Raw genomic sequence first — 19,736 nt, 5'->3', positions numbered from 1 at the left:
GGTATGCCTACCTATAGATATGTCGCAAGGAATGCTCAGGGGAAAATTGTTGATGGGAGCGTGGAAGCTCCGTCACAGGAAGTGGTAATTAAAATGCTTCGTTCGCAAGGATTGCTGGTTACTTCGTTGTCGGAGGAGCGGGGGAAAACCGCAGTGGGGAAACGACCGCGATTAAGTTTCGCCCGCGGGCGAATTAATTTAGATGATTTAATAATTTTCAGTCGGCAATTAGCAACTATGATAAGTGCTGGGTTGCCGTTAATTGAAAGTTTGGATGTGCTTGGAGAACAGCTGGAAAATCCGAATTTGCGTAAAGTTGTTGTTGAAGTTAGAAAAGATGTTGAAGCTGGAAGTACTTTCACCGCTGCACTCGAAAAACATCCGAAGGTTTTCAGTCAGCTTTATGTAAGTATGGTTCGTGCAGGTGAAGCAAGTGGAATGCTTGATAGTATTATGAATCAATTAGCTGCGTATTTAGAGAAAACCGGGTCGTTACGGCGGAAAGTTAAATCGGCAATGGTGTATCCAGCAGTAGTTTCAATTATTGCCGTGCTGATTGTGATTTTCATTTTGATTAAAGTTATTCCGACATTCGAATCCATTTATCGTAGCTTTGATGCGCAACTGCCTTTACCGACCCAGATTATTGTTGGGCTTAGCCAGATTATTCGGAAATTCTGGTATGTATGGCTGATTGCGCTCGTGATAATTGGGTATGTATTAAAACGGTATGTGAATACCCCTAAAGGACGACTGCAATTTGATACGCTAAAATTAAATATGCCAGTTTTTGGTGATTTGTTCCGGAAAGTTGCCGTGGCAAAGTTCACCCGAACGTTAGGGACGTTAGTTCGGTCAGGCGTGAATATTTTGAATGCATTAGAAATTGTGGCAAAAACCGCGGGGAACGTGGTGGTTGAAAATGCAGTGAATAAAACTAAAAATAGTATTCAACAAGGTGAAACTATTGCAGGACCGCTAGCTCAAACTGGTGTATTTCCGCCTATGGTAACCCGAATGATTGATGTGGGAGAAAAAACCGGTGCCTTGGAAGAGATGTTGAATAAAATCTCTGAATTTTATGAAGACCAAGTTGATGCTGCGGTAGCGGCGTTAACTTCGATGCTTGAACCGATTATGATTGCAGTCATGGGGGTTATCGTCGGAGGAATAGTTATTGCGATGTATTTGCCGGTATTTAATATGGTTAATGTCGTAGCGGCAAAATAGGAAAAAGAACTTAAAATGGGTACCTAAGCGGAGTGATTGCGTATTTCTCGGCATAGAATGTTGGACAAATGCGATGTAAAGTTGTATGGTCCTGATAGGAACACACGATATTTATCGAGGGTTAATCGTTCATTCTAAATAATCCAAGTTGGCTATGAGTGCAAAAACGATACGAAAGCAAATTAACGAACTAGAATTGTTACTTGAAGATTGGATTACATTCCATGGGATTTTTGATTCTAATTCTGAGCTAATGTCAATGTCATCTGACGAATTTCTTACATTGAAAAATAATATTGCTCGACGGCAAGAAATCCTGCTGGACCTATTAGAATCGGAAAAAGAAGTTGGGCAAATGATTATGGATATCATTTCGCGGGTCGCAACAACTGATTATGTATCGCAATTGAGTGATATTGCGCGAAAACGATTGGAGAGTGAGTGGAACAGTGCGTTCATCTGTATTAATGAGACGATTGGATTGCTTGAAAAAAGACTTGACCATCAGATGTCTCTGGCTCGACCGGACCAATTTATCGTGCAAGTAGTTCAAATGGCTGGAAAAGGAATCGCTCGAGTATTCCAAAGTACGTGGTTTAAATTTATTTTTTCGGTGGTCCTTATTGGCCTAATCATCTATGCTGTTTTTGCTTTCGGAATTCTTTCTTCGGAAGACCTACCTTCGTTTCTTCGCGACTGGTTACCATGACAATGAAAATATTTCGGAGAATGCTGGTTGCAGTGCTCCGATAACTCCGAGTCGATTGATGAGTATACTGAATAGTCTATGCGCCAAGATATCTCAGCGTGGTTAACTTTACGGACAGTCCCTGGTATCGGTGATATCCGCTTTCGATATTTAATTGACGTGTTTGGTTCTCCGGAGGCGGTATTATCAGCGAATAAATCCGCGTTGGTTAAGGTAAACGGGATTTCCGAGCATCTTGCTACGGCAATTATCAACCATAAGCATGAATATCGTCCAGAAGAAGAATTGGCGTTAGCGAAGCAAAATGGAGTTGATATCATAACATATCTTGATGCGGAATATCCTCAGCGACTAAGAACGATCCCGGATTATCCAGTATTGCTCTATATCCAAGGAAAAGTTGTGGCTGACGATGTACGCGCAGTAGCGATAGTTGGTTCACGACGCGCAACCATTTACGGAGGATTAATCGCCCGGAAATTTGCCCAGGATTTAGTTGCAGCCGGAGCGACTGTAGTTAGTGGGTTTGCCCGTGGGATAGATACCGAAGCACATCTAGGAGCGATTGATGCCGGCGGGAGAACCATCGCAGTTGTCGGCAATGGTTTATCGGTATGTTACCCGCGCGAGAACCGTGGATTACGTGAACGAATTATTTCTTCCGGCTGTATGATATCCGAATTTCCGATGTTGACCCCACCGCATTCTGATAATTTTCCAAAACGGAATCGGATCATTAGCGGATTATGTCTTGGTGTAGTCATTATAGAGGCAACGGATACTAGCGGGGCGTTACTAACTGCACAACACGCATTAGACCAAAATCGGCTCGTATTCGCGGTACCAGGAAATATTACGACTCCTACCAGTCGCGGAACAAATCGGTTGATTCAGCAGGGAGCGAAATTGGTCGTGGATGTTAATGATATTTTAATTGAATTCGGATTTAGTATTGAACGAACGTCGATAGAAAAGAAGCCAGGAAGCAATTTGAATTCGCTCTCCGCAGAAAAACAAAAAATTATCAGCTTGCTTTCTGCAGAACCGCTCCATATTGACCAGATTTCAGTGGCAACTTCATTTTCGCCAGCAAAATTAGCCCAATTTCTGCTAGAATTAGAGTTGCAAGGATTGATTCGCGAACTTTCGGGAAAACGATATGTTCGCATTGTATAATCTCATAGAACTATGGCAAAATCACTAGTTATCGTTGAATCTCCGACAAAACAAAAAACACTATCAAAATATCTCGGTTCGGATTACCTGATTCGGGCGACTATGGGGCATGTTATTGATTTGCCAACAAGAAAGCTTGGTGTTGATGTGACTCGTGGGTTTAAACCACAGTATGTTATTATCCCAAGCCGAAAAAAGGTATTGGCTGAAATTCAAAAAGTAGCTAAACAGGTTGACCGAATATATATTGCCACTGATCCCGACCGTGAAGGCGAAGCTATCGGTTGGCATATTGCAAACTATATCAACAATTCAAAATCTGACTCCCGATTTCATGGGAATAATACCATATCTACTAAATCCGGAACTGCAGCTGCGAAATCTTCATCTGAGATACATCCGGTTTCCCCCACTATCTATCGTGTTTTATTTAATGAAATAACGAGAGCAGCAGTATTGACTGCGCTAGAACATCCGGGAACGATTGATCAGAATAAAGTTGATGCACAACAAGCGCGCCGGATTCTCGACCGGTTAGTTGGATACCAGTTAAGTCCGCTGTTATGGAAAAAGGTTAGAAAAGGATTGAGTGCCGGCAGAGTACAATCGGTGGCGGTTCGATTAATCTGTGAACGAGAACAAGCAATCGTCCAATTTGTTCCGCAAGAATACTGGAGTATTACTGCGCATTTACTTGCGGAGAATATTCCGTTTACCGCAAGGTTAATTCGATATAATAATCAGAAACTAATCATAAAAAATAAAACAGAAGCAGAGCGGATTGTAGCCGATTTATCCGATGCTGAATATCGAGTGAGTCGGATAACGATTCGCTTACAGCAGAAGACGCCTCCGCTCCCATTTACTACCAGCAAACTACAACAAGAAGCGGTTCGTAAACTGTCATTTTCCACTAATAAAACCATGCAAATTGCACAATCGCTCTATGAAGGGGTATCGCTTGGTAAAGAAGGGGTAGCGGGATTGATTACATATATGCGAACCGATTCAACTCGGGTTGCGCTCGAAGCGCAGGAACAGGCACGAAACTATATTACAACGAAATACGGTCCGCAGTATATACCTGAGGTGCCGCGTTCCTACGTAGCAAAAGGAAATGTTCAGGATGCACATGAAGCGATTCGGCCAACGAATGTTACCTGGGAACCCGATTCAGTGAAACCATATCTGACCGTAGATCAGTATAAACTTTATAAACTCATCTGGGAACGGTTTGTTGCGAGTCAAATGAGTTCTGCCCAATATGAAATAACATCAGTTGATATAGCTGCAAAACAATATACATTCCGCGCTACCGGAACCGTTATAAAATTCCCGGGATTTACCCGGATCTATACCGAAGGACAAGATGATACCCCTGTGCCAACCATCCCAGACGGTTCAACGGATACGACCGAGTTAGAATTGAACGAACCGCAACATCAATTGCCGCGAGTTAAAGAGAACCAAATATTAACCTTAACTCGATTAGAACCGAACCAACATTTTACTGAACCTCCCCCCCGGTATTCAGAAGCGACGCTGGTTAAAGAACTTGAAGAACAAGGCATTGGACGACCAAGTACCTATGCGACAATTATCAAAACCATCCAGGACCGACATTATGTTCAGAAACTGAAAGGTCGGTTCCATCCGACACAATTAGGTATTGTAGTTAATGCGTTATTAGTTCTCCATTTTCCGAAAATTATGGATGTATCGTTCACCGCACAAATGGAATCGGAATTAGATAAAATTGAAGAAGGAGAGATGCAGTGGCAAGCTGTATTAAATGATTTTTACAACCCGTTTCGAGCTGCATTAGCAGAAGCACAGAAAAATATGCGCAATGTTAAACAAGAATTGAGTACCCCAACGGGAGAATACTGCGAGAAATGCGGTGCAGAGATGGTGATAAAATGGAGCAAAACCGGGAGTTTCATGGCATGTTCGGCGTTTCCGAAATGTAAGAATGCAAAACCAATTATCGCTCCGAAACCAGTTGATTCTGCAGTGGGTTCGGAAAGCAAGAATCAAGTTGTTGGTGTTGAGCAGAGACATAATGCGACTTGCGAAAAATGCGGGGCTGATATGGTAATTCGAAACGGCAAATATGGCCAGTTTTTAGCGTGTAGTAAGTATCCAAAGTGTAAAACCACAAAACCGATTCCACTTGGACCCTGTCCGGAACCGGGTTGTAACGGACACATTGCATCAAAACGAACCCGAAAAGGAAAAATCTTTTATGCATGCAGTAAATATCCCGAATGTCAATTTGCTACTTGGGATAAACCAATGTTCCGTAGCTGCCCAGAATGCGGTGCTGCATATTTAGTCGAAAAATTTAGTAAAACGGAAGGGAACTATTTCAGCTGCGAAAAATGTAAGTATAAGGAAATACAAAAAGGACCGACCAGCTCGGAATAATAGACCTGAAATCCCGTGTGTTCTGAAACATTATTACTTTCGATGAACAATTTTCGGTACATAATGGTTATGGAAACCGCACCTCAAGAGGTCTTCTCTGATACCAAAAAAGCGACCTCAGGGAAACTGTTGGGTTAGGATTGAATAAGGATTTTTATTTCTTTGTCTAATTCGAGTTAATTATGTTAACCGATTATCTGAATCAAATTGATTCACTCCATAAAAAAATTTTGCAAATGAAGGAGTATCTTTGACCTAGCTGGACTTCAAAAGAAATTAGCTGAGTTAGAAAAGCAGACAATAGAACCAACATTTTGGGATAATCCACAGGCTGCACTAGCGACAACGCAACAAATCAGTGAGCTCCGGGAAAAAATTGAACCTTGGGTACGGTTAGAACAAAGCGTAGAAGATGTTCGTATCCTTCTGGACCTAGCAATTGAAGCGCAGGATGAATCACAGGAATCTGAAATCGTTACGAATATTAACCGATTAAACCGCGAGTTGACCACATTAGAAGTTAAAAGTATATTGAATAATGAATTTGATAAACATAATTGTTTTCTCGAATTACATCCTGGCGCTGGTGGGACCGAATCCTGTGATTGGGCGAATATGTTACTGCGAATGTATCTTCGCTGGGCAGAACAGCAGGGGTTCAAAACCGAGCTGATAGCAATCCAGCCAGGGGATGAAGCCGGAATTAAAAGTGCTACTGTTCTGGTTAAAGGAGATTATGCATTTGGATATCTGAAATCCGAAATCGGTATTCATCGGTTAATTCGTATATCTCCGTTTGATGCGAATAAGCGACGACATACTTCATTTGCCGCAGTGTTTGTATACCCGGAAATAGATGAAAGTATCGAAATTGAGATTAAAGAATCCGATCTACGTATTGATACATTTCGGTCAAGCGGTGCTGGGGGACAGCATGTAAATGTAACCGATTCAGCAGTTCGAATAACTCACCTCCCGACCGGGATAGTTGTTTCTTGTCAGAATGAACGGTCACAACATAGCAACCGCGCTATGGCAATGAAAATTTTACGCGCCCGATTGTATGAATATGAACAACGCAAAAAGAAACTGGAAGCAGAAAAAATCCAACAGGCAAAGAAAGATATTGCGTGGGGTAATCAGATTCGAACCTATATTTTTCATCCATATCGGCTGGTGAAAGACCATCGAACTGGAGTCGAGCTGGGAGACATTCAGTCGGTTATGGATGGCGAACTGACGCCATTTATTGAAGCATATTTGAAACAGCAAATCCGAACTTCGAAATCCGAAGATTAAGCAAAAGACTAACCACATAGAGTGTTAGGTTAAGGATAACCAAGAAAGACATAGTGGAAACTAGAAGAAATTAAAAGCTTATTCAATCAAAACATTAAGTATAGGCTACAGAAGAGAAATTGCATTCAGGAAATATTCAAGTAAACATTCAAGATATAAATAGTGTATGCATAGAACATCAATGCGTCTCCAAACATACTCAGCACAAGAGACCCGAAGGTTAGGTAACCAATTTGGTCAATTCTTCGTTGGTGGTGAATGTATCGGGCTGTGTGGCGAATTGGGCAGTGGAAAAACAGTTTTTGTTCAAGGTCTCGCTGAAGGGTTAGGGATAACTGAACCGATACATAGCCCGAGTTTCACGCTTGTTAATGAATATCAGGGTCGATTGCGGCTGTACCACTTTGATTTCTATCGGCTAAAATCGGTAGAGGAAATCTGGGCACTCGGGTGGCAGGACTATCTAAATCAAAACGGAGTAATCGTTATTGAATGGGCTGAACGATTCCCAGCCGTGCTACCCCTAGACCGAATTGAAATTCGATTTACACTTGACCAAAATAATGAACAGCAGCGAATCATGACGATTACCCCAATAGGAGAAAAATATACGACCTTATTAGAAACTTATTTGAAACTTTAAAGTTGTGATGGTTATTTAACATTTTGCTATAAACATTTGCCTATGCTTGTTCTTGGAATCGATACTTCCACCACGACCGGCGGTGTCGCTATTGTCAACGATACGTATGTGCTTGCAAACTATCAGCTCGATTTAACTGTAACGCATTCCGCCCGGTTATTTCCAGCACTAGATACCATATTTCACAATACGCAGTTGACAATACAAGATATCAATGGAATTGCAGTAGCGATTGGTCCTGGTTCGTTTACCGGGTTACGAATCGGCGTTATGGCCGCTAAAAGTTTAGCGGTTTTGAACCGGCTTCCTTTAATCGGGATTTCTACTTTATCTGCACTCGCGTTTCCGTTAAGCCTAACGAATCGGGCTATCTGTTCTATACTGGATGCATCCCGCGGAGAAGTATATGCTGCGGTCTATCAAGCGCACAATGGTCATCTTGATACCATCATGAAAGATACCGTTATTCCGTTGCAAAATCTTCTAAATCACATTACATTTCCATGTATATTTAGTGGTAATGGAGTCAGGAAATTTCGTAATGATATTTTAGTAAAACTTGGCAATTACGCTTCTTTTGCCCCGACGAATCTCCAGATGGTCTTACCAAGTAGTGTGGCCGAATTAGGCCTTCAGAAATTAAGGGTTGGTATTCAAGATGACCCCTTAAAACTAGAACCCCACTATTTACGAAGGCCGGAAGCGGAACTGGTTTGGGAGAGAAAAAACCGAAGCTAGAAAGAGACCACCTCCTTTTAACTCGCTAAAATGAAAGATGCAGCAATAATTATTTCAGCTGTTCTTTGTAATAGGCGAGAAGCCCATCGTAGATAGCTTGTGCTATCTCGCGCAAATACGATTCATTTTTCAATCGAGTTTCTTCCTCTGGATTCGAAATCAACGACGGTTCAATGCGAATACCATAACTTTGGACAATCAAATAATCGGAATTATCAATTAGTCCATCTTTTCCATACTGGCCAATGTATGGAATGAATGGATACCCGAACTTCTTCTGTAAGGAATCTAAAATATGTTTCGATAGTGATATCCGCTGACCGGGATAGTGATATATTGCCATATAGTTTTGGGTGCTATCAACTGCGCGACCAAAATTGATGATCAGAAATAAATCGTTATCAGTAGTCGCATCGAGAACGGCTTTTTCTTGGTCGGAAAGTAACGAAGTATTATCTGTTCGCGTCATAATCACGTTCGCTCCCGCTTGGCGCAGTAATTGCTGAAGTTCTAACCCTACTTTCAGATTAACTTGCGCGGCACTTAAACCCGAGGGACCAACCGCGCCACTTTGTGCTCCGCCATATGCCGGATCTATGATAAACAATTTATTATGAAAAACACCATCAGCTACCGGGTCTAAGGTTATCAAAAGTTTCGTACACGTGGCTGGTTTAACTTGCACTAATTTAGTTGTCGAAATATATCCGTTGCTCTCAATGCTGAGCGGATATTCTCCAGCACCGAGTTCACTGATATAAAACCAGCCATCAGAATTTGTTGTTCCTATAGCATTTTCTACCAGTTTAATAGTTGCATTCGGAATCGGGGTCCCGGTTCTCGTTTTTACAGTTCCGATAATCATTCCGAGCGAATCTAAATTCGATTCAAGTGTCGTTATATCTGTTTTCGATTGGGTTTTTGCAACAATCGGTGTGGTAGTCATAAAGGGTTTCCCGGGATAATATATTCTAGCGTTTCCTTGATGAGTCAATGCTTTACCAAAATACCGGTTATCCGCTAGAAAGGTTACCAAAACACCATCTCCAATAGGATTATTATGTTTATCTTTAACCATTGCGGTAATTAATACATCTGCGTTACCATCAGGCGGAATTTGTTTTGGTTCAACTTTCACTTCAATTTGTTCCGGAGGAAGCTGGACGAGAAATGTACTTTTTGCGGTCATCGCTGCGTTTCCTTTTTTATTTCGTGCATCAATCGTAATCGTGTGCTCCCCATTGGTCAACGGTTTTTCCGGAATATAATTAATTTTATTTCCCCGAAGCTGAAATGATACCGGTTTCTCATCAAGTTTGACCTGAATTGAATCAATATCTATACCAGGACCGCCTTTTTCTTCGGTAAGTTCAGCGGATATTCTTGGTAGTGCCGTATCAGTTAAAATTTCGCCATCAGCTGGTTGCAGTTTCGTTATGGTTAAAATCCCGGCATCAAAATAACGTTTTATTCCTTCAAAATACGCTTTCGCTTCTTTTTGCTGATATTCCTCTGTTCTGAGCAACAGTTCCGCTTGTGGATTAATAATAAACGCTGCTTCGCCTAACACTGCAGGATATCCGACCGCTTTCCGTAATACATAGTATTCTGCTGGCATTACCGTAGGATACCCTTTCGGGATATGCAATTCATTGACTAGCGAATCGTAGATATATTGCGCAGCATCTTTTGACGGACCGAAATCATAAATGTTATAGAAGACCTCTATCTGATTAACACTGCGATCCGCTTGTGCATTTGCATTATGATGAATTGATAGAAATAAATCGCATTTTTCCTCCGTTGCCATTTTTACTCGCGCCGCTAAACTATGTGCCGCTACCGTTCGGCCAGAATATGGGCCACTATCATCTTCCCGGGTCATAACGACCGTTGCCCCAGCATCCGTTAGATATTGACTCAAATATTTTGCTACTTTCAGATTTAATTCGCGTTCAGTTAGACCATATAGTCCAACCGCACCTAAATCCGGTCCATGCCCAGCATCAATAATAATCTTCTTTCCTTTTAATCCAATATCCGCTACGGTCATTTCCGTAAGAACTATAACCATAATCAATAGGCTCCCCAAAACGTATGAAATCTTGATTTGTTTCATGTTTGCCTCCCTAAATAATTTTCTTTTCAAAACTAAAATGTTAAATACATTCCAAATGAAAATAGACGATACTCAGATTTTTTAGTAATTGGAATTCAAGATTTATTTGGAGCCCCTGCAATTTGAAATTTATCAGTTAGGCATATCGGTTTAATTCTTCTGGTTTTTTCGCATATTTTACCGCTTCTTCATACGTTATCAAATTGCGACGGAGGAGATTGCCGAGCGCGCGATCCATAGTTTGCATTCCTTTTTGATAACTGGTTTCGATCGCGGATGGAATTTGATGCGTTTTCCCTTCCCGGATGAGTGTTGCAATTGCTGGAGTTGATATCATCACTTCAATCGCGGCAATACGACCGGAACCGGTTGCCATTGGTAACAGTCGCTGGCAGAATACTGCTAGAAGAACATTAGCTAGTTGAGTTCGAATCTGCTGCTGCTGATGTGGTGGAAAAACGTCCACTACTCGGTCAACTGTCTGGGCAGTATCAATCGTATGTAACGTAGCTAGAACTAAATGTCCAGTTTCTGCTGCGGTTAACGCCGCTGCAATAGTTTCCAAATCGCGCATTTCCCCAATTAAAATAACATCCGGGTCTTGGCGCAGAACATATTTTAACGCAGAAACAAACGAATTGGTATCCGCAGCCACTTCTCGCTGTTCAATCACACAGTTTTTATGTTTATGGAGATATTCTATCGGGTCTTCGATGGTGATAATATGGTCAGTCCGTTTTTCATTTATATAATCAATCATTGCTGCTAACGTAGTGGATTTCCCTGACCCAGTAGGACCGGTAACCAGAATCAAACCTGAAGTATGGTCAAGTACCGAAGGGATAACCTCCGGAAGTTTTAATTCTTGCAAAGTTAGGATTCGCATCGGAATGGTTCGTAACGCTGCAGCAACAGTGCCCCGTTGATAGTGTACATTCACCCGAAACCGGCCAAATTCATGCAGACTTAATGAAAAATCTAATTCTTTATCCAGTTCGAATTTTTGGCGTTGTGCATCGGTTAGAATACTATATATAAGTCGCTTAGATTCTTCTGGGGTTAGATTTTCAAATCCGGTCGGAACCAGTTTTCCATCAATCCGTAACATTGGTGGACGACCAACCGCAATATGCAAATCTGATGCTCCTTTATCTATGGTTAAATGCAACAATTCAGTCATATTCATACTCGTTTTTTTCCTCCTTTGATTGAGACAGATAGCTAAAAATAAATAGGGTTACGAAGCTTTCTTGGTATGGTTAAATTAATATACACTTACTAACATTGTCAAGTAGAAAATCAAAAACTATATTCCGATTGCAGTATATGGTAAACGGAACGAAAGTAATATTAGCGTAAGCTCTTGTCTTCATGTTAAAATTTTTTATTAACATGGATATTCGAAAGAAAATTATTATTGCGCCGAATGCGTTTAAAGAATGTTTAAGTTCACCGCAGGTCGCCAATGCTATTGAACGCGGAATCCGCCGGGTTCTTCCTGACGCGGAAATAGTTAAAATTCCCTTTGCTGATGGTGGTGATGGAACAGTAGAAGCTTTAGTTACTGCGACCCATGGCATATATCGAACCGTTCGTGTTACTGATCCACTTGGGAACCGTATCCTAGCGCAATTCGGGATCCTTGGCGACTGTAATACCGCTGTAATTGAAATGGCAGCTGCCTCTGGTCTCCGGCTGGTTCCACCAAAACTGCGCAATCCTATGGTTACTTCAACCTATGGTACCGGCGAATTGATTAAATCCGCACTCGACGAGGGCGTAAATAAAATTATCATTGGTATTGGCGGAAGCGCAACGACAGATGCTGGTACGGGGATGGCACAAGCTCTGGGAGTAAAACTACTTGCTGCAGATGGGTTGCCAATAGGATATGGTGGGAAAGCATTAGAACGGTTAGCGAAAATAGATTTATCTGAGCTTGACCCACGCGTTCGAACTACGAAAATTATTGTTGCTTGTGATGTTAATATTCCGCTCACTGGCGAGTCCGGTACCGCAAAATTATATGCGCCACAAAAAGGAGCCACTCCTGAAATGGTTGAACAGCTTGAATGGAATATGCGACATTTTGTGCGTATCGTTGCGCGGGAGCTGAACATCAATATTGATACTCTACCTGGAGCGGGCGCTGCCGGTGGCCTTGGCGCTGGCTTGGTTGCATTTCTCGGTGCAGAATTAAAACCGGGGATAGATATAGTTATCGAAGCAACTGGGTTAGCAGATAAAATGCAGAATGCGGCGTTGGTTATTACCGGGGAAGGAAAACTTGACGCACAAACTGCACAAGGAAAAGCACCTGTTGGAATCGCCCGAGTTGCGAAACAGTTTGGCGTCCCGGTAGTTGCAATCGGTGGGTCAGTTGCTGATGATGCCAATATTCTGTTTAATTATGGAATAGATAAATTATATAGTTTGTTGCGACCGTCAATGACATTAGAATATGCAATGCAAAACGCCGAAAAGTTATTGGCTGATACTGCAGAAGAAATGTTACAGCATTTCTCTTTCGAAAATAGGGAATTTAAAATCTGAATATCAAAATTTGAAACAAAACGTTTCTTCCCGACGCTAATCTTAACCACAAATGTGAATTTAGAATTTAGCTGAAAAGGAGTATTGGTTATGTCGGATAAAACGACTTTAGATGTATTGGCAGTTTCTGCGCACCGCGACGATACTGAAATAACCTGCGGTGGAACGTTAATTAAAATGGTAGATAAAGGATATACCGTTGGAATAGTTGATTTAACTCAGGGTGAAATGGGAACTCGCGGGTCAGCGAAACTTCGCGCTGAAGAAGCAGCTGTTGCAGCAAAGATTATGGGGGTATCTGTTCGTGAGAATCTTGAGCTTCCAGATGCTCGAGTTGAAAATAGTTATGAAAATAAGCTAAAACTCGTTCATTTAATTCGGAGATATCGACCGAAAGTCGTTATTTTGCCATATTGGAAAGGCAGACATCCAGACCATTATACGACTCCAAAACTGGCGTATGAAGCTTGTTATTTATCCGGATTGAAAAAACTCGACACAGGTGCGGAACCACATCGACCTTTTAAAATCATATATGCAACGATGTATTTTCAAGATATTAGGCCAAGTTTTTTGGTTGATATTACCGACCAATTCGCCCGGAAAATTGAGGCGGTTAAAGCATATAAATCCCAGTTTGAAGATATACGACCTGGAGAAGAAGTTCCATTTACCAGAACCGATGTTTTTGACGTGATGCGGATCCGTGCACGGCATTACGGACTATTGATTCAAAAGATCTATGCGGAACCCTTTTTCGTAAATGAACAAATTGAAATTGATGATATTGTTCAAATGCCTGTTCGGTCAATTTAAATAATAAGAGCAGGATATAGGTTAATTGATATAGGGGCTTGATATATCAAGCCCTGTTTTTTTCTATGGTTTTTTACTAGACACAAAAATACCATGTTATGAACGAAGTTGAAGAAAAATTTATTGATGAAAGTCAGATTGAACCACGGAAATCGCTTGACCTTCGACCAGAAAAATTAAATCGGACAATGTGGTCACTGGCATTCCCAGCGATTATCGAGAACCTTATGGGAATGTTAGTTTATCTAGCGGATGCATTTATTGTCGGATGGCTGAAAGATGCGAATGCATTAGCTGGTACTATGTTAGCCGGAACATTGTTTATGGTAACGATGGCACCGTTTCAAGGGATAGCGGTGGCAACCACATCGTTAGTTGCGCGAAATTGGGGCGCCAAAGAATATGATAAGGCGCAGCGGTATGGGAATCAGGCGTTATGTTTCGGACTATTTTTTGGACTCGGTTTGATGTTCGTCGGGTTCCTATTATCCGATAGTTTGTTTCATTGGTTTGGTGCGAGCGAACCAGTAATTAAACTCGGTGGAACATATCTACGAATCGTTATTATTACTATACCGCTTGAAATGCTAATGTTTATTGCCAGCGGAATTATGCGCGGTAGCGGAGATACGAAATCACCAATGTATATTACTGTTACCATGAATGTCATCAATATTTTGCTCTGTATTATCTTAGCTTTTGGATTCAATTTAGGACTTATTGGTGTTGCCTATGGTTCAATGATTGCTCAAGCGCTTGGCGGACTTTTTGCACTATTCATGCTTGAAAGGGGTTGGTCACATATCAAGCTTCCAGTTCGAAATTTTTTCTGCTGGAATAAACAGTTGTTGAAAGAATTAATTACACTCGCATATCCGGTTGCTATAGAACGGTTTATCGGAAGTGGAGCTCATTTAATCTTTATGAAAATAATCGCTATGCTTGGAACAATTGCTATTGCTGCGCATTTTATTGCGGTTCGGCTAGAATCGTTAGCGTTTATGCCAGCTTTTGGGATTAATGTTGCGGTGATGACTATTGTCGGTCAGTCCCTTGGCGCAAGAAAAACAGACATTGCTGAACTTAGTGTTAGACGAGCGATGTTATGGACTACTGGTTTCATGCTTGGATTAGGCATTATTTTCGTCAGTTTTGCTCATTCTATTGTAGTATTATTCGGTGCAACTCCAGAGGTAATCCGATTAGCTGGATTAGCGTTGCAGATATCGGCGTTAGAATTGCCATTTTTATCGTATACGATGATATTATCCGGATGTCTTCGCGGTGCCGGCGATACAAAATCACCATTATATAATATGATAGTTTGTGTATTACTTTTCCGGTTTGGCGTAGTTTACCTTTTTGCTATAACCTTCGGTTGGGGATTAGCAGGGGTTTGGCTTGCGACAGCGATTGACTGGTTCGGAAGAACCGTCGGATTATGGTATGTATTCAAGCGTGGAAAATGGAAATTAATACCGGTATCACATCCAACTAATTAATATAAATCTCGCATTAAAAAAAAGTATGAACAGCATTGTTTTAGTTTTACCGGCTAAAGTTTATTAGGAGTATACGTTCAAGCGAAAGAACCTCGTTCCTATCGATACAGAACGTAATAAAAATTAAAATAATTAAATATATATTTAATATTATTTATATTTAAGTTGACATAATTGATAATATGGTATATTATATTTACTGTAAGATTAAACTTTTTTTTGAATGTAGGTTAATTTTATGGAACAGCTAGGAGAAAAAAAGTTGCCGACTCAATGTCCGAGTTGTAATCAATTATTGGAAGTTGCACGGTTAATCTGTCCAAATTGTTCGACTGCGGTTGAAGGAAAGTTTGAACTTTCGGTTCTTTCGAAACTCGGACAAAAAGAACAAGAATTTATTATTGACCTCGTTAAGTCTAGTGGTAGTCTGAAAACTATGGCGCAGAATTATGGAATTTCTTATCCAACTGTCCGGAATCGACTAGATGCAATAATAGAACAATTAAAAACGCTAACCGAGAAATAGATTTATGCAGAAAAATAATAATTATTCACAACCTCAGGTTCTGTTTCATGAAGAACAGCAATTCCGGCAAAAATGGCTCTGGCTGCTGATTCTCTTATGTTTTCTCGAAATTTTTATTGTTGGATATCTTATGGTTAAACAGCTTATTTTCGGTCACTCGAGAGGAAATCAGCTGTTGCTGAATACGGAATTTGAATTAATTATTTTCGGCTCTTTAATGTTTCTCATTGCAATTGGAATCCCCTCCCTGTTGTATATCTTAAAACTAATCTCTGAAGTACATCAAGATGGGATTTTAATTTGGTTCTATCCTTTTGTCCGCCGGAAAATCTTGTTTACTGATATTAAGCATTATGAAGCAAGAACCTATCGACCTATAGCGGAATACGGTGGCTGGGGTATTCGCTTTGGGTGGAATGGGACCGCATATAATGTTAGCGGGAACCGAGGCGTTCAGCTTATCTTAAAAAACGGCAAACGGATTCTTATCGGCTCACAGAAACCAGATGAGTTCGTTCGCGCAATCCAAAAATCTTCTAATTTAGAATTTAGAATTAACCAATCAACAACTTATTGATGCTGATATTGATGGAGAATGATTTAACTGGTTCGTTTAATTTGCTTAATACGCTATTGGTTAAATACAGGAGGGTATATGGACAATCAAAAACCCGACAATCAGGTTATAACCTGGTTGTTTAATCCGTTTTATTATCTTGCTGGTGGTAAAGCGCTTATCATTGGACTGTTCGTAATGTTGATTACTGGACTAATCGCTTGGTTGAGTAGTTCTCATTTCGATGGTGTTCTCGATTTTCATTTCGGATCTAATCCAGTCCCAATATGGCTGCATCTAGTAGAAATTTTTACTAATTGGCTATCACTCGGATTCGTATTACTTATCGTTGCAAAGGTAATTTCAAAAACTAAATACCGTATTGTCGATATTTTCGGTACCCAAGCGTTAGCGCGTTTCCCGGGATTAATTATGGCATTAATTGCGTTGCTCCCCGGATATCAGGGATTAATTGAAAAACTGATGACGGTAACTCCGATGAATGTATTACCAATTATAACTGAAAATATCAGAGCACTGATAATCTTAATAGGGATAGTGCTGGTCGTTTTAGTTATGCTGATGTGGATGATTATCCTGATGTATCGGGGATTTGCGGTTTCCTGCAATGTTACCGGCGGGAAAGCGATTATCGGATTTATCATCGCCTTGTTCATCGCTGAAGTTATCTCGAAAATAGTTATTATCGCTATTGGGCATCGTTATTATCTCTAACGTTTTTCATCTTGACAGTGCAATAAATAAATCGTATAATTTTTTTAATAACACTCTATGATGGAGGGAAAATTGTTATGGAGTCCAAACGGATATTAATTAACCTTATTGCTACCATTTTCCTTTGTGCCAATATTGCCTTGGCTGAAACTCCGTCAGAAGCTCGACGTGCGTTAGAGAATCAAAAACTCGAATTTACGCAAAAAACATTTTTAACTTGTGTTGAAAAAGGAGATACAACCGCAGTCAATTTATTCCTTTTGGCGGGGATGGATGTCAATACAAAAGATACAACGAATAATATGACCGCATTACATTTTGCTGTTAAACATAACGACCTCGATATGGTTAAACTCCTGCTGGCAAATAAAGCAAACCTCGATGCAAAAAATAGTCAAGGATGGACCGCATTACATATCGCGGTTGATAAGAATAGTCCTGATATGGTTAAGTTACTTGTGGAAAAAGGCGCGGATGTTAATGCGAAAACTAATGATGGCTGGACTCCGTTGTTATTCGCTGTTGAAAAAAATAAATCTGAACTGGTTGAATTTCTGTTAACCAATAAAGCGGATGCCAATGCACAAACAACCGATGGCTGGACAGCATTATTAATCTCGGTAAAAAATGGTAACAGTAACTTGGTTCGACTATTACTCGCTAACGGGGCGGAAGTTAATGCGGCAACTAATACCGGATTAACTGCATTAATCTTGGCAACTAATAAAAACAACTCTGATATTGTCAATCTATTATTGGAAAAGAATGCAGATGTCAATGCGAAAACAGCTGACGGTTGGACTGCATTATTATATGCGGCGAAAAATGGGAATACGGTAATCGTTCGCGCGCTTATTGATCACGGGGCGGATATAAATGCTAAAACTAATGAGGGTGATAGCGCATATTCTATTGCGGACCGAAACAATTTTACTGAAATAATGCGGTTGCTAAGCCTCGCTGGAGCAGAGGAAACGAAATAAAACAAACAATCGTAATATCCACATACTATTTTGCTTTTTTCTACTATAGGGGCTTGATAATAAATCAAGCCCTTGATTAATTTAAAGAAAGTATTGCAATATAACCACACACATTCCATTTTTGTTATGACTCGAGCAAGAAAATATATAGTTTTCTTTCTCATTGTTTTCGTTTCGAGCGGTTATGCTAAACAGCAAACAGGAAACGGTGAAATATTATCGGTAGACTCCGAGGTATGCTTATTTGTTGACAATCAGTTGGTTGAAAAAATGAATAATATCCAATTCCGCTTACATCCTCCACAACCAAAAGAAGTGGTGTTTAAATTTGATGCGCCTTGGGAAGGAAAGGCGAGCGGATATGTAACGATATTTCAGGATGGAAATAAATATCGGATGTATTATCGCGGGGGTGGAGAAGTTTCCCCGGTAAATATTATGCAGGAAGTAACCTGTTTAGCAGAAAGTAGTGATGGTATCCATTGGATCCGACCAAATCTGGGACTATTCGAAATCAATGGAAGTAAACAGAATAATATTGTTTGGACAGGCGAACGAACAGCGTATTGCGAATCTCATAATTTTACTCCGTTTAAGGATACCAATCCGAACGCAAAATCGGAAGAGAACTATAAAGCTGTCGGATTAAATATCTATCCGGATGAAAAAGGAGACCGGAAACGGATGCTATTTGGTTTGGGTTCCCCAGATGGTATTCATTGGAAAAAGATATCTGCAAAGCCGATTATTTCCGATGGTTCTTTCGATTCACAGAACCTTGCTTTCTGGGATAGCGCTAGAAACCAATACGTTTGCTATTTTCGTATCAGCCAACAAGGGAAACGCAGTATTGCGCGAGCAACGTCATCAGATTTTTTGCATTGGTCGAAAACCGAGCCGTTAAATTTCGGCAATACACCGATTGAACATTTTTATACTAATGCGATTATATCCTATTTTCGTAATCCAAAATTATTATTAGGGTTCCCGATGCGGTTCGTTCCTGAACGGAAGAAAATCGGCTTACCGGAACGAGATATAGATGGGGTTTCTGATGCGGTATTGATTTCGAGTTATGATGGCCTTAACTGGTCGAGAACGTTTATGGAAGCATATATCCGCCCGGGATTAAACCCGCATAATTGGGGTGATGCGCATAGCAATAATACCCCTGCGTGGGGTTTGCTCAAAACTGGGGATGACGAAATTTCAATATATTGGGCAGAAAATTATGGCGAGATACCGCAATTACGAAGAGGAACAGTACGGCTTGATGGGTTCGTTTCACTCAATGCACCATACACTGGCGGTGAGATGATAACTAAACCGATGAAGTTTAAGGGGGATAATTTATTAATCAACTATTCTACTTCAGCTGTTGGAAGTATCCGAATCGAGATACAGGATATTGTTGGGAAACCGATTCCGGGATATGATTTGAATAACTGCATCGAAATTTATGGAGATGAAATATCAAGGAAAGTAGTTTGGAAGAATAAATCGAACCTTGCAGGATTAAAAGATAAACCTATTCGATTACGTGTTGTATTCAACGACGCTGACCTTTATTCCATCCAGTTTAATTAATTAAATTTAATCCCTATTTGCTCACCCACATTTTCCATAGGCTTTTATCATGGAAATGGCGGTCTTGTTCTGTAGCTGGTTTTCCTTCATGGTCAGCCATCGTAATACAATATACAATATATGGATGAGTACTATCT

17 protein-coding genes are annotated in these 19,736 nt (G+C 40.6%); 15 read left to right on the top strand and 2 right to left on the bottom strand.

Features of this window, described 5'->3' with window-relative positions; all coding sequences use genetic code 11:
• The first annotated feature begins 3 nt into the window (after window positions 1–3).
• From N3A72_11775 to tsaB, 7 genes are all read left to right on the top strand, one after another.
• Window positions 4–1,230, top strand: coding sequence for a type II secretion system F family protein (locus tag N3A72_11775; protein MCX7920256.1), 1,227 nt, complete (start codon window positions 4–6; stop codon window positions 1,228–1,230).
• Window positions 1,231–1,384: 154 nt separating this feature from the next.
• Window positions 1,385–1,939, top strand: a complete 555-nt coding sequence (locus tag N3A72_11770; protein MCX7920255.1) for a hypothetical protein — start codon at window positions 1,385–1,387, stop codon at window positions 1,937–1,939.
• Between the two features lie 78 nt (window positions 1,940–2,017).
• Entirely contained in the window at window positions 2,018–3,115 is a 1,098-nt protein-coding gene (gene dprA, locus N3A72_11765; GenBank protein MCX7920254.1) for a DNA-processing protein DprA, read from the top strand.
• Window positions 3,116–3,127: 12 nt separating this feature from the next.
• Complete coding sequence (topA, locus tag N3A72_11760; GenBank protein ID MCX7920253.1) at window positions 3,128–5,542, top strand: type I DNA topoisomerase; 2,415 nt, start codon at window positions 3,128–3,130, stop codon at window positions 5,540–5,542.
• Window positions 5,543–5,724: 182 nt separating this feature from the next.
• Window positions 5,725–6,841, top strand: a protein-coding gene (prfB, locus tag N3A72_11755) for a peptide chain release factor 2 (protein ID MCX7920252.1) whose coding sequence is annotated in 2 segments (ribosomal slippage) — window positions 5,725–5,790 and window positions 5,792–6,841 — 1,116 coding nt in all. Because the reading frame shifts where the segments join, the coding sequence is not laid out codon by codon here.
• Between the two features lie 166 nt (window positions 6,842–7,007).
• A complete protein-coding gene (tsaE, locus tag N3A72_11750; protein MCX7920251.1) occupies window positions 7,008–7,484 on the top strand; it encodes a tRNA (adenosine(37)-N6)-threonylcarbamoyltransferase complex ATPase subunit type 1 TsaE in 477 nt (158 codons plus the stop codon).
• A 42-nt stretch (window positions 7,485–7,526) separates the two neighbouring features.
• Window positions 7,527–8,222, top strand: a complete 696-nt coding sequence (tsaB, locus tag N3A72_11745) for a tRNA (adenosine(37)-N6)-threonylcarbamoyltransferase complex dimerization subunit type 1 TsaB (protein ID MCX7920250.1) — start codon at window positions 7,527–7,529, stop codon at window positions 8,220–8,222.
• Window positions 8,223–8,271: 49 nt separating this feature from the next.
• Here tsaB and N3A72_11740 read toward each other — a convergent pair whose 3' ends face one another.
• Together N3A72_11740 and N3A72_11735 are read right to left on the bottom strand one after the other, a co-directional pair.
• Entirely contained in the window at window positions 8,272–10,296 is a 2,025-nt protein-coding gene (locus N3A72_11740; GenBank protein MCX7920249.1) for an N-acetylmuramoyl-L-alanine amidase, read from the bottom strand.
• Between the two features lie 181 nt (window positions 10,297–10,477).
• Window positions 10,478–11,527 (bottom strand): type IV pilus twitching motility protein PilT, encoded by a 1,050-nt coding sequence (locus tag N3A72_11735; protein MCX7920248.1) that lies wholly within the window; start codon window positions 11,525–11,527, stop codon window positions 10,478–10,480.
• A gap of 206 nt (window positions 11,528–11,733) precedes the next feature.
• Between N3A72_11735 and N3A72_11730 the strand changes: the two genes are divergently transcribed.
• From N3A72_11730 to N3A72_11695, 8 genes are all read left to right on the top strand, one after another.
• Window positions 11,734–12,894 (top strand): glycerate kinase, encoded by a 1,161-nt coding sequence (locus tag N3A72_11730; GenBank protein MCX7920247.1) that lies wholly within the window; start codon window positions 11,734–11,736, stop codon window positions 12,892–12,894.
• Window positions 12,895–12,984: 90 nt separating this feature from the next.
• Window positions 12,985–13,710: a bacillithiol biosynthesis deacetylase BshB1 gene (bshB1, locus tag N3A72_11725; protein ID MCX7920246.1), complete on the top strand. Its 726-nt coding sequence runs from the start codon at window positions 12,985–12,987 to the stop codon at window positions 13,708–13,710.
• 98 nt (window positions 13,711–13,808) lie between these two features.
• Entirely contained in the window at window positions 13,809–15,212 is a 1,404-nt protein-coding gene (locus tag N3A72_11720; protein MCX7920245.1) for an MATE family efflux transporter, read from the top strand.
• A gap of 238 nt (window positions 15,213–15,450) precedes the next feature.
• Window positions 15,451–15,738 (top strand): DUF2089 domain-containing protein, encoded by a 288-nt coding sequence (locus tag N3A72_11715; GenBank protein ID MCX7920244.1) that lies wholly within the window; start codon window positions 15,451–15,453, stop codon window positions 15,736–15,738.
• 4 nt (window positions 15,739–15,742) lie between these two features.
• Window positions 15,743–16,315, top strand: coding sequence for a DUF6141 family protein (locus N3A72_11710; protein MCX7920243.1), 573 nt, complete (start codon window positions 15,743–15,745; stop codon window positions 16,313–16,315).
• Between the two features lie 78 nt (window positions 16,316–16,393).
• Window positions 16,394–17,029 carry a hypothetical protein gene (locus N3A72_11705; protein ID MCX7920242.1) on the top strand — a complete coding sequence of 212 codons (636 nt, stop codon included), beginning with the start codon at window positions 16,394–16,396 and terminating at the stop codon, window positions 17,027–17,029.
• A 77-nt stretch (window positions 17,030–17,106) separates the two neighbouring features.
• Entirely contained in the window at window positions 17,107–18,012 is a 906-nt protein-coding gene (locus N3A72_11700; protein MCX7920241.1) for an ankyrin repeat domain-containing protein, read from the top strand.
• 270 nt (window positions 18,013–18,282) lie between these two features.
• A complete protein-coding gene (locus N3A72_11695) occupies window positions 18,283–19,599 on the top strand; it encodes a hypothetical protein (protein MCX7920240.1) in 1,317 nt (438 codons plus the stop codon).
• The last annotated feature ends 137 nt before the right edge of the window (window positions 19,600–19,736 follow it).

It is taken from the genome of bacterium, assembly GCA_026416715.1.
Taxonomy (GTDB): domain Bacteria; phylum UBP4; class UBA4092; order JAOAEQ01; family JAOAEQ01; genus JAOAEQ01.
The sequence above is the reverse complement of the archived record's forward strand: the minus strand, read 5'-3'. Positions and strand labels throughout refer to the sequence as shown.

What these genes read in the sequence shown, in the direction of transcription:
- N3A72_11695 (MCX7920240.1), top strand. Translation starts at nt 18,283, where the DNA reads ATGAATAATATCCAATTCCGCTTACATCCTCCACAACCAAAAGAAGTG.
- N3A72_11770 (MCX7920255.1), top strand. Translation starts at nt 1,385, where the DNA reads ATGAGTGCAAAAACGATACGAAAGCAAATTAACGAACTAGAATTGTTA.
- bshB1 (MCX7920246.1), top strand. Translation starts at nt 12,985, where the DNA reads ATGTCGGATAAAACGACTTTAGATGTATTGGCAGTTTCTGCGCACCGC.
- N3A72_11715 (MCX7920244.1), top strand. Translation starts at nt 15,451, where the DNA reads ATGGAACAGCTAGGAGAAAAAAAGTTGCCGACTCAATGTCCGAGTTGT.
- N3A72_11700 (MCX7920241.1), top strand. Translation starts at nt 17,107, where the DNA reads ATGGAGTCCAAACGGATATTAATTAACCTTATTGCTACCATTTTCCTT.
- dprA (MCX7920254.1), top strand. Translation starts at nt 2,018, where the DNA reads ATGCGCCAAGATATCTCAGCGTGGTTAACTTTACGGACAGTCCCTGGT.
- tsaE (MCX7920251.1), top strand. Translation starts at nt 7,008, where the DNA reads ATGCATAGAACATCAATGCGTCTCCAAACATACTCAGCACAAGAGACC.
- N3A72_11740 (MCX7920249.1), bottom strand. Translation starts at nt 10,296, where the DNA reads ATGGTTATAGTTCTTACGGAAATGACCGTAGCGGATATTGGATTAAAA.
- N3A72_11775 (MCX7920256.1), top strand. Translation starts at nt 4, where the DNA reads ATGCCTACCTATAGATATGTCGCAAGGAATGCTCAGGGGAAAATTGTT.
- N3A72_11710 (MCX7920243.1), top strand. Translation starts at nt 15,743, where the DNA reads ATGCAGAAAAATAATAATTATTCACAACCTCAGGTTCTGTTTCATGAA.
- N3A72_11730 (MCX7920247.1), top strand. Translation starts at nt 11,734, where the DNA reads ATGGATATTCGAAAGAAAATTATTATTGCGCCGAATGCGTTTAAAGAA.
- topA (MCX7920253.1), top strand. Translation starts at nt 3,128, where the DNA reads ATGGCAAAATCACTAGTTATCGTTGAATCTCCGACAAAACAAAAAACA.
- N3A72_11705 (MCX7920242.1), top strand. Translation starts at nt 16,394, where the DNA reads ATGGACAATCAAAAACCCGACAATCAGGTTATAACCTGGTTGTTTAAT.
- N3A72_11720 (MCX7920245.1), top strand. Translation starts at nt 13,809, where the DNA reads ATGAACGAAGTTGAAGAAAAATTTATTGATGAAAGTCAGATTGAACCA.
- tsaB (MCX7920250.1), top strand. Translation starts at nt 7,527, where the DNA reads ATGCTTGTTCTTGGAATCGATACTTCCACCACGACCGGCGGTGTCGCT.
- N3A72_11735 (MCX7920248.1), bottom strand. Translation starts at nt 11,527, where the DNA reads ATGAATATGACTGAATTGTTGCATTTAACCATAGATAAAGGAGCATCA.